Origin of the sequence: Massilia agri, assembly GCF_024753255.1 — a bacterium.
Classification (GTDB): Bacteria; Pseudomonadota; Gammaproteobacteria; order Burkholderiales; family Burkholderiaceae_D; genus Telluria; species Telluria agri.
This window is the reverse complement of sequence record NZ_JANUHA010000014.1, coordinates 66,551-76,639: the sequence shown is the minus strand read 5'-3', so window position 1 is coordinate 76,639 and position 10,089 is coordinate 66,551. Positions and strand designations below refer to the sequence as shown.

General features: G+C 65.9%; 11 protein-coding genes and 1 tRNA gene. 9 read left to right on the top strand and 3 right to left on the bottom strand.

Annotation, left to right across the window (positions count from 1 at the left end):
* Positions 1–48 precede the first annotated feature (48 nt).
* Positions 49–597, bottom strand: a complete 549-nt coding sequence (locus tag NX780_RS18325; RefSeq protein WP_258829314.1) for a PXPV repeat protein — start codon at positions 595–597, stop codon at positions 49–51.
* 189 nt (positions 598–786) lie between these two features.
* On the opposite strand from NX780_RS18325, the gene NX780_RS18320 reads away from it, so the two are divergent.
* The gene (locus NX780_RS18320; protein ID WP_258829380.1) at positions 787–1,857 is read left to right on the top strand and encodes a metallophosphoesterase; all 1,071 of its coding nucleotides are present in this window, start codon (positions 787–789) and stop codon (positions 1,855–1,857) included.
* A 102-nt stretch (positions 1,858–1,959) separates the two neighbouring features.
* Positions 1,960–3,393 (top strand): M20/M25/M40 family metallo-hydrolase, encoded by a 1,434-nt coding sequence (locus NX780_RS18315; protein ID WP_258829313.1) that lies wholly within the window; start codon positions 1,960–1,962, stop codon positions 3,391–3,393.
* A 24-nt stretch (positions 3,394–3,417) separates the two neighbouring features.
* Here NX780_RS18315 and NX780_RS18310 read toward each other — a convergent pair whose 3' ends face one another.
* Both NX780_RS18310 and NX780_RS18305 read right to left on the bottom strand, forming a co-directional pair.
* A complete protein-coding gene (locus NX780_RS18310; protein WP_258829312.1) occupies positions 3,418–3,774 on the bottom strand; it encodes an Lcl C-terminal domain-containing protein in 357 nt (118 codons plus the stop codon).
* Between the two features lie 140 nt (positions 3,775–3,914).
* Complete coding sequence (locus NX780_RS18305) at positions 3,915–4,586, bottom strand: SOS response-associated peptidase (protein ID WP_258829311.1); 672 nt, start codon at positions 4,584–4,586, stop codon at positions 3,915–3,917.
* Positions 4,587–4,715: 129 nt separating this feature from the next.
* Here NX780_RS18305 and NX780_RS18300 point away from each other — a divergent pair, with 129 nt between their 5' ends.
* The 7 genes from NX780_RS18300 to NX780_RS18270 all read left to right on the top strand — a co-directional run bounded on the left by NX780_RS18300 (position 4,716) and on the right by NX780_RS18270 (position 10,088).
* Positions 4,716–5,108: a hypothetical protein gene (locus NX780_RS18300; protein WP_258829310.1), complete on the top strand. Its 393-nt coding sequence runs from the start codon at positions 4,716–4,718 to the stop codon at positions 5,106–5,108.
* Positions 5,109–5,118: 10 nt separating this feature from the next.
* The gene (locus NX780_RS18295; protein WP_258829309.1) at positions 5,119–5,328 is read left to right on the top strand and encodes a hypothetical protein; all 210 of its coding nucleotides are present in this window, start codon (positions 5,119–5,121) and stop codon (positions 5,326–5,328) included.
* Between the two features lie 264 nt (positions 5,329–5,592).
* A tRNA-Leu gene (locus NX780_RS18290) sits at positions 5,593–5,679 on the top strand.
* A gap of 189 nt (positions 5,680–5,868) precedes the next feature.
* Entirely contained in the window at positions 5,869–6,660 is a 792-nt protein-coding gene (locus NX780_RS18285) for a hypothetical protein (protein WP_258829308.1), read from the top strand.
* 28 nt (positions 6,661–6,688) lie between these two features.
* The gene (locus tag NX780_RS18280) at positions 6,689–8,908 is read left to right on the top strand and encodes a penicillin acylase family protein (RefSeq protein WP_258829307.1); all 2,220 of its coding nucleotides are present in this window, start codon (positions 6,689–6,691) and stop codon (positions 8,906–8,908) included.
* Between the two features lie 3 nt (positions 8,909–8,911).
* The gene (locus NX780_RS18275; RefSeq protein ID WP_258829306.1) at positions 8,912–9,460 is read left to right on the top strand and encodes a sugar O-acetyltransferase; all 549 of its coding nucleotides are present in this window, start codon (positions 8,912–8,914) and stop codon (positions 9,458–9,460) included.
* A gap of 76 nt (positions 9,461–9,536) precedes the next feature.
* Positions 9,537–10,088 (top strand): thymidine kinase, encoded by a 552-nt coding sequence (locus tag NX780_RS18270; protein ID WP_258829305.1) that lies wholly within the window; start codon positions 9,537–9,539, stop codon positions 10,086–10,088.
* The last annotated feature ends 1 nt before the right edge of the window (position 10,089 follow it).

Below are 10,089 nucleotides of genomic sequence, written 5' to 3'. Positions count from 1 at the left end.
TAACAAGCGGGGGGGCATGAAAAAAGCCGCGCAGTGCGCGGCTTCGTGTCAGCGGCCGTGGCGATCCCAGCGATCGCCGCGGTCCCAGTCGCGGCGGTCACGGCGATCATGGCGATCATGGCGATCCCAGTCGCGACGGTCGTGACGGTCCCAATCGCGGCGGTGCTCGACGTAGACCGGGCGCGGTTGGACATATACCGGGCGCGGTTGGACGTAGACCGGGCGAGGCTGTACGTAGACCGGACGGGGCTGGACGTAGCCGCCGTGGTAGCCGCGATTGTCATAATAACGGTTATCGTGATAGCGGCGGTCGTCGCGGGTCGAGATCGAGTTGCCGACCGCCGCACCCACCACGCCGCCCACGAGGGCGCCGGTGCCGCCGCCGGCGCTGTGGCCGATTGCCGCGCCGACCACGGCGCCGATTGCGGTATTGACACCACGGTCGTCCGCCATTGCCGCAGGGGAGACGGCAACCGCGGCCAGGACCACCGCACCAACAATGTTAGATTTCCACATGGCTTTTCCTTTTTGCCGCAGCGGTGATCTGGATGATCGAACTGCGCCGGGCATGGAAGTACTATAGGCGTCGTGCACCATGCTGCCATCCGTTAATACAGAATTTTACAATCGGAACGGATGCGATACACCAGCCATCCCGCCCTTGCAGTGGAGACGGGCTGCCCCATCTAACAATTGTTACCGTTTACCCCGCCCCGAGCCCCTGTCGTGAACCGATCGTTTGCCACTATCCTCTTTCTCCTCATTCTCTTGCAGGTGTACATCGGCATGCGCCTGCTGCCCGATATGGCCATGGGGCCACTGTTCAATGCCGCCGGGGTGCTCGTGCTGCTGCTGCTCACCGTGCTGGTGCCGGTCGGGCTGATGTCGGCCTCGCTGCGCCGGCACCGCTGGTCGAGCGTGGTGAGCTGGGCTGGCTTGCTGTCGATGGGGTTTTTCTCTTCGCTGCTGGTGACGACGCTGGTGCGCGACCTGCTGCTGATCGTCCTGCGCATCGCCGGCTGGATGACGCCGGAGGTCGTGCACCTGAGCGCGCTGGGCGCGCCACTGGTGGCACTGGGCGTGACGACCCTCGGTTTCGTCAACGCGCGCCGGCTGGCCCGCGTGAAACGGGTCGACGTGCCGATCGCGAACCTGCCCCCCGGCTTGCACGGCTATGCGATCGCCCAGGTCTCGGACATCCACGTCGGCCCCACCATCCGGCGTCCGTATTTGAATGCCATCGTCAACCGGGTCAACAAGCTGGGCGCCGATGCGATCGCCGTCACGGGCGACCTGGTGGACGGCAGCGTGCACCGCCTGGCCCTGCACACCCAGCCGCTGGCCCGGCTGTCGGCGCCGGACGGGGTGTTCTTCGTCACGGGCAACCACGAATACTATTCCGGGGCCGAGGAGTGGATCGCCGAGGTGCGCCGGCTGGGCCTCACGGTCCTGATGAACCAGCACGTGGTGCGCCGCCGCGAGGGCGCCGCGCTGATGATCGCGGGCGTGGCCGACTATACCGCCCACCATTTCCACCCTTCGCACAAGAGCGACCCCAGGCGGGCGGCCGCCGGGGCGCCCCCGGACGTGGGCGTGCGCGTCCTGCTGGCCCACCAGCCACGCAGCGCCCTTGATGCTGCGGAAGCGGGTTTCCACCTCCAGCTGTCCGGCCACACCCACGGCGGGCAATTCTTCCCGTGGAACCTGTTCGTGCCGCTCCAGCAGCCTTTCGTGGCCGGCCTGCACCGGGTGCGCGACATGTGGGTCTACATCAGCCGCGGCACCGGCTACTGGGGACCGCCGAAGCGCTTCGGCGCGCCGTCCGAGATCACGCTGGTGCGCCTGGTGCCGGCCTGAGGCGGCCCAGAACGCGCCTGGTAAATACGGCAACATTTCTCTGCAAAAAGTTGCCGCTTGCGCTATCGTGGGAGTCCACACAACCCACGAAGGATCCGACGCATGAACCGCCGCCGCACCCTCCCAGTCCTGACCATCCTCGCTTGCGTCTTGACCAGCACCTCCGTCCTTGCCGCCAGCCCCGGCAACGACCCGGCCGCGCTCGCGAAGATCCGCGATGCGGCGATGCAGAGCGACTATGCCTGGGAGCGCATGGCGGACATGACCGACCTGATCGGTCCGCGCCTGTCCGGTTCCCCGGGTGCCGCCGCGGCCGTGACCCAGGTGGCGGAGGCGATGCGCAAGCTCGGCGCCAAAGTGACCTTGCAACCGGTCAAGGTCCCGCACTGGGTGCGCGGCCAGGAGACCGGCGAACTGGTGGAGTACAGCGGCCGTCCGGACGGCATCACCCAGCGCGTCGTACTGACCGCCCTCGGCGGTTCCGGCGCGACCCCGGCTGCGGGCCTGACCGCGCCAGTGCTGGTGGTGAAGAGTTTCGACGAACTGAAGGCGCGCAGCAAGGAAGTGAAGGGCAGGATCGTCCTCTTCGACGTCGCTTTCGATCAGCACCAGGCGGACCGCGGCCTGGCCGGCCAGGCCTACGGACAGGCATCGGCCTACCGCCGCGACGGCCCGCGCATGGCGGCCGAGATGGGCGCCGTGGGCGCGCTGGTGCGTTCGGTGGGCGGCGCCAGCTACCGCCTGCCGCATACCGGTTCGACCGGCCTGCAGGACAATGCGCGCATTCCGGCCGCGGCGGTGACCGCCGAGGACGCGATGCTGATGAGCCGCCTGGCCAAGCGCGGCCCGCTGAGCATGCGCCTGGTGCTCACCCCCAGGACCTTGCCGGACGCCGACAGCTACAACGTGATCGCCGACCTGCCGGGAACGGAGAAGCCCGACGAGATCGTCATCGTCTCCGGCCACCTCGATTCCTGGGACCTGGCCACCGGCGCCCATGACGATGCCGCCGGCGTCGCCAGCGCGATGGCCGTGCTCGAGACCCTGAAAAAGCTCGACTACCGTCCGCGCCGGACCATCCGCATGATCGCCTGGATGAACGAAGAGAACGGCACCCGTGGTGCGCGCGGCTACCTGGCCGCCGAGCAGGCCAATGCCGAGAAGCACATCGGTGCGATCGAGAGCGACAATGGGGCCGGCCGCCCCTTCGGCCTGCGCACCAGCGTACCGGCAAACATGACGAAGCTGTTCGCCCCGCTGCAGGCCGCCCTGCAGCCGATCGGCGCCGGCGTGCTGCAGCGCCAGGACGCGCTGTCGACCGGCGATCTCTCCGGCCTGGAACGCGCGGGCGTGCCGAGCTTCGCGCCGCTCATCGATACCTCGAGCTATTTCGACTACCACCACACGCCGGCCGATACGCTCGACAAGGTCGACCCGGACCACCTGCGCCGCCACGTGGCGCTGATGGCCGCGACGACCTGGTTCCTGGCCAATATCGAGCAGCCGATCGGCCGCGCGAACGTCCCGGAGCGTTGACCGGCGCAGGCAGCGCGCGGGGCATCAGGGGATGGGGATGCGCCGTACCGCACGCGCGTGTCCCCGGTAGGGCCGGCCGTAGATGGTCTGGATGCCGCTGGCGAAATTCTGGCCCCAGACCAGCTGGGTGCGCGTTTCGTGCGGTTCGCTCGACCAGTACCAGCTGCGTTCGAAGCTGCTGCGCGCATTGGCGAACAGCAGCGCCAGCTCGCGCCGGGTCGGCAGCACGCCGCCCTGGGAAGACGCCCAGTCGGCGGCCGTCGGCCAGCTGACGTCGGCGGCTTCGCCCGGCAGCAGGATCAGGTGGTAGTCGGGTTCGTCCTTGCCCAGGATGAGGCCGGCATAGGTTTCGCCCTCTTGCAGGGTGGCCCTGACTTGCATGTATTCGCCCATTTAACACGTCCCTCGGTTGGTGACAGTCTGTATGAGACTGCTACGGAACGGTGTTGGTTGCGGCCTGGGCTTCGATCTAGATCATGCCTGTGTTTAGTTTCTCGCGAGTGAGTGCTTTAGGGATCGATTTATTCCGGCATCGGCAGGGCCATCTGCGGGTCCTGGACCCCGGCCCGGTTCACGGCGGGCGTCACCTTGTACCACTCGAAGGCCTCAGGGGGCAGGGCGGCGCGGCGCGCCAGCTCCAGTGCCTGTTCGGTCGACAGGGAAGGATCCAGCCACAATTCGGCATCGGCTGCCTCGACCACCACCGGGCGGCGGTCATGGATGTCGAGCATGCCCTCGCCGGCGGCGTCGGTGACGATCACGAAGCCGGCCTCGGCGCGGTTCTCCGTGAAGCTGCCGAAATTCGCCAGGGCCAGCATGAACAGGGGGGCGCGGTCGCGCCGGTGGATGTGCCAGGGCTGCTTCGCGCCTTTCTCGCCGGTCCACTCGTACCAGCCCTCGGCCGGCACGATGGCGCGTCCGTTCTTCAGAAGGCCGCGCCAGTAGCGGTTGTTCAGCTTGTCGAGGCGGGCATTGATCGTGATCGGCACCTTGCCCTCGGCCCAGCGCGCCCGGTAGCTCCAGAACACGTCGTCGATGCGGCGCTCGCCATCCTGCAGGTGCATGAGAGGGCGGTAGCTGCCGGGTGAGACATTCCAGGCAGGCGTGGATTCGCTGTCGTAGACCGCGTCCGTCCAGCCAAAGACGCTGGCGTAGTAGCGAGCCGTCTGGCTCTGGTCAAATCGTCCGCACATGGGCGCATGGTAGCGCAGGCGCGCGCGAAGCGCGGCACGGTAGGGCGGCAGTGGAATCTTCCGGCAGGTGCGCGCAATGGTATGCTCGCGCCTGACCCGTTTCAAGAATGAGTACAGAGGAGAAAAGGTATGGCAACTGGCTGGTGGAGCGTCCTGAAGACCGTGCCCTGGAGCGAAGTGATCAATGCCGCGCCGCAAGTCGCGACCGGCGCGCGCAGGCTGTGGGACACGGTGGCGCGCAAGTCGAGCACGTCCCCTGGCCCGGCCATGGAGGCGCAGCCCGAAGAGGACGTGTTCGGCACCCTGGTGCTGCGCGTCGAGAAGAACGAGGCGAACCTGGCCGATCTGCGCACCCAGATGCTGCAGGCCTCGGAGATCATCGCCAACCTGGCCGACCAGAACGCCCAGCTGATCGCCAAGATGGAGCTGGCGCGCACCCGGCTGCTGTGGCTGGGCATGGCGGCCGGCGTCTCGTCCATCCTCGCCCTGGTGGCGTTGGCCCTGATCCTGGCGCGCACCTGAAAGTGTATTCATGAAAGTCGTATTGATCCTGGCGACACTGTTCGTCTTCGTCTCGATGCTGCTGAACGCAGCCCGTCGCAAGGGCAAGCTGAACGAGGACGCCAACCGGGCCGTGGCCGGGCTGGCCTCGTCGATGCGTATTTTTGTGTATGGGCTGCTGTTTTTCGTCGGTATCGTTTGCGTCGCCGTGGCGTGGCAGAGCCTGAAGTCTGGCGCTTGATAAGGCGTTGCCTGACAAACGTGCGACCAGTCTGACAAACGCGCGGGAAGAACGGGCGCTTGTATCCCTGGGGAGAAGCCCGATGTTCGTATCGTTCTCTGGTGGATAGTTCCACCTCTCTCCGCGTGTCTCCAACTCAGTGTTGACTGAGTCTTCCGGCCGCTGTCCCAAAAGACAGCGGCCTTTTTTTGCCGGCCGAGTCGAACATGCAAAGTTGCACTTTCGACCCTGTCGAGCCGACCATATGCTAGAATCCTGCCCGCTGCCCCGATGGTGAAACTGGTAGACACCCGGGACTTAAAATCCCGTGCTCGTGAGGGCGTGCCGGTTCGATCCCGGCTCGGGGCACCAGTATTGACGCCAGCTGGCGACGATACGGTATTGAGGCAGCGCACTCCGTCCTTGCCGCCGTATCCGCCCCCCGTCTGCCTCCGGCGTCCCGATTGTCTCCTCCTTCGACTCATCCATTGGTCCTCCCGTCGGGATGGTGTAGCATGCCGGTCGGCGCACCGTGATGACGCCGCAGCAAGAGGACAAGAATTGAACATCATTATCAATGACGAACTGCGTGCCTTCGTCGACCCGCTTACCGACATCGAATACGCCGCGCTCGAGCGCAGCCTCCTCGCCGAGGGCTGCCGCGACGCGCTGGTCCTGTGGCGCGACACCCTGATCGACGGCCACAACCGCTACGAGATCTGCCAGAAGCACGGCATTCCCTTCCGCACCGTCCACAACAACAACTTCGCCTCGCTCGAGGACGTGATGCTGTGGATGATCGACAACCACCTGGCGCGCCGCAGCGTGTCGGACTTCCAGCGCGGCGTGCTGGCCCTGAAGAAGAAGGAAATCGTCACGGCACGCCTGGCCGAGAAGATGGCCGAGCAGCCGCCCGAGCCGGAAGCCGACGATATGGATTCGCGCCCGCCGCCGCCCTGGAACACGCGCGAGGAAATCGCCAAGGCCGCGCGCGTCTCGGCCAATACCATCAGCCAGATCGAACGCATCCAGAAGGCTGCGACGCCCGAGCTGCGCGAAGCGGTGCGCACCGGCACCATCTCGATCAACGCCGCCGCCAATGTGGCGCAGCTCTCCGAAGAGGAGCAGAAGGCGGCGGTCGCCGGCGGACGCAAGGAGCTGCAGCAGGCCGCCCGCCAGGTGCGCGAGCAGAAGCAGGCGACCCGTCCGAAAAAGGAAGCGGTCCCGGTCGACCCCGAGGACGAGCGCGCCGCCCTGCGCGCCGAGGTGGCCAAGCTCAAGGACCGTGTTGCAACCCTGCTGACCGAAAACGAAGTCCTGAAGCAGAAACTGGTGCACGCCGGCCTGGCTTGAGACGATAACGATAACGAAGGAGACCCGCATGATTGACACCCACCGTATCCTCCCGGCCATTCTCGCTGCCACGCTTGGCGCTGCGGTCCCGACGATGGCCCTGGCCGCGGCGCCAGCCGCGCAGCAGGCACCAGGCAAGGCGGAACTGGCCCGCTGGAAGAAGACCGCGGAGCGGGTGACCATCATGCGCGACAAATGGGGCATCCCCCACGTTTTCGGCAAGAGCGACGCGGACGCGGTGTTCGGCCTGCTGTATGCCCAGGCCGAGGACGATTTCAACCGCGTCGAGCTCAACTACATCAATGCGATGGGCCGCCTGGCCGAGGTCGAGGGCGAGAAGGAAATCTGGCGCGACATGCGCATGAAGATGTACATCCAGCCCGCCGACATGCAGGCCAAGTACGCGGCCAGCCCGGCCTGGCTGAAGGAGCTGATGAATGCCTTCGCCGATGGCCTGAACTATTACCTGCACACCCATCCGGAAGTGAAGCCGAAACTGATCACACGCTTCGAGCCCTGGATGGCGCTGAGCTTCAGCGAGGGCAGCATCGGCGGCGACATCGAGTCGATCGACCTGAAGGAGCTGGAGCGTTTCTACGGAAAGAACACACAAGTCGCCATGGCTGCCCGTGACAAGGGTTTCGATGCCGAGCCGCGCGGCTCCAACGGTTTCGCCATCGCGCCCAAGCTCTCGAGCACGGGCAATGCGCTTCTCCTGATCAATCCGCACACCTCGTTCTACTTCCGTCCGGAAGTGCACATGGTGAGCGAGCAGGGCCTGAACGCCTATGGCGCCGTGACCTGGGGCCAGTTCTTCATCTACCAGGGGTTCAACGACAAGACCGGCTGGATGCACACGTCCGGCGGCGGCGACGTCATCGACGAATACCTGGAAACCGTCGTCGAGCGCGATGGCAAGTTCTTCTACAAGTACGGCAATCAAGAGCGCCCGGTGCGCGCCGTGCCGCTCACGCTGCCCTACAAGACCCCGTCCGGCGCGATGGGCAGCAAGACGATTACCGCGTACTTCACCCACCATGGCCCGATCGTGCGCGCGGTGGACGGCAAGTGGGTGGCCGTGAAGATGATGGACGAGCCGCTCAAGGCCCTGACCCAGTCCTACAGTCGCACCAAGGCGCGCGACTACAACGCTTTCTACAAGGCCATGGAGCTGCGCACCAATTCCTCGAACAACACGGTGTATGCGGATGCGAAAGGGAATATCGCCTATTTCCACGGCAACTTCATCCCGAAGCGCGATCCGAAGTTCGACTGGACCCGCCCGGTCGACGGCAGCACCCCGGCGACCGAATGGCAGGGCCTGCATGCGATCGAGGACACCATCACCCTGTTCAACCCGGCCAGCGGCTACATCTCGAACACCAACAACTGGCCCTTCAGTTCCTCGGGCGCCAGCAGCCCGAAGCGCGAAGCCTACCCTGACTACATGTGGTCGCTGCCCGAGAATGCGCGCGGCCGTCATGCCGAGCGCGTGCTCAAGGATGCCAAGGGCTTCACCTTCGACAGCCTGATCGCCGCAGCCTACGACAGCCACCTGACCGCCTTCGAGCCCCTGGTACCGCAACTGGTGAAAGACTACGAGGCCCTGCCCGCGAACGACCCGCGCAAGGCCGCGTTGGCCGAGCAGGTGGCAAGCTTGCGCGGCTGGGACCTGCGCTACGGCGTCGATTCAAGGCCGACCTCGCTGGCGATTTACTGGGGCCAGGATATGGTCGCCAAGAACGCCCCGCGCGCCCGCGCCCAGGGCACGCCGGTGGTCGACTTCATCACGCACAGCTTGAGCTCCGAGGAACGCCTCGCTTCGCTGGAGCGCGCCAGCGAGAAGCTCACGAGCGACTTTGGCACCTGGAAAACGCCATGGGGCGAGATCAACCGCTTCCAGCGCATCAGCGGCGACATCGACCAGCAGTACGACGACAGCAAGCCGAGCTTCCCGGTCGGTTTCGCCTCGGCCAACTGGGGCTCGCTGGCCTCCTTCGGCATGGTGGCCAAGCAGAAGACCAAACGCATCTATGGCGACCGCGGCAACAGCTTCGTGGCCGTCGTGGAGTTCGGTCCGAAAGTGCGCGCCAAGAGCATCCTGGCGGGCGGCAACAGCAACAACCCGGCCTCGAAGCACTTCGCCGACCAGGCGGAAATGTACAGCCGTGGCGAGTTCAAGGACGTGCTGTTCTACAAGGAAGACATCGAGAAGCATCTCGAGCGCAAGTACCACCCGGGCATGTGAGCGATGAACGAGCGGGACAAGATGCTGGCGGGGCTGCCGTATCACGCCAGCGATCCCGAGCTGGTGGCCCAACAGCAGGCCACCGGCGCCTGGCTGGCCCGCTATAACGCGGCCCTCGGGCAGCCAGCCTCCGTCTGGCGCCTCTTGCTCAGCGAGCGCCTGGGCGCGGTGGGCGAGGGCAGTATCGTGCGTCCGCCGTTTCATTGCGACTACGGCTGGAACATCCGGATCGGGCGCGGCGTCTTCCTCAACTTCAACTGCATCATCCTCGACGTCGCGCCGGTCCAGATCGGCGACGACACCCGGATCGGCCCGGCCGTCCAGATCTACACCGCCGAGCATCCCCTCGACCCCGCCGTGCGCCGCAGCGGCCTCGAATCGGGCCGCGCCGTCACCATCGGCCGCAATGTCTGGATCGGCGGCGGGGCCATCATCCTGCCCGGTGTGACGATCGGCGACGACGCCGTCATCGGCGCCGGCAGCGTCGTCACCCATGATGTCGCTGCCGGTAGTCGGATCGCCGGCAATCCTGCGCGTCCGCACGAGGATTGAGGCCCGGCCCACTGGTGTTGGCCGGAACTCGCTTGTTATAATCCGGCAATTAACTTCGTGTGTGCAGGGCAGGGCCGTGGCAAAACTCTATTTCAGGTATTCGGCGATGAACGCCGGCAAATCGACCTCCCTCTTGCAGGTCGCGCACAACTACGAAGAGCAGGGCCAGCAGGTCAAGCTGTACACGGCGGCCATCGACAACCGCTACGGTGTCGGCCTGATCACCTCGCGCCTGGGGCCACAGCGCCAGGTCGACCTGTTCGATGGCGACACCGATTTCCTGAGCGACGCCCCGCAGGTCGCCTGCATCCTGGTCGACGAAGCGCAGTTCCTCACCACGCTTCAGGTGCAGCAGCTGCACCAGGTGGCGCAGGTGCGCGGCATTCCCGTCATCTGCTACGGGCTGCGCAGCGATTTCCGCGGCGCGCCGTTCCCCGGTTCGGCCTATCTGCTGGCCCTGGCCGACGACATCGAGGAAATCAAGAACATCTGCACCTGCGGCAAGAAGGCGACCATGAATATCCGCGTCGATCCGGAGGGCCGCCGCATCCGCGAAGGCGAGCAGGTCAGCATCGGCGGCAACGAGAGCTACCGCCAGGCCTGCGGCCGCTGCTTCTACGCGGCTTAAG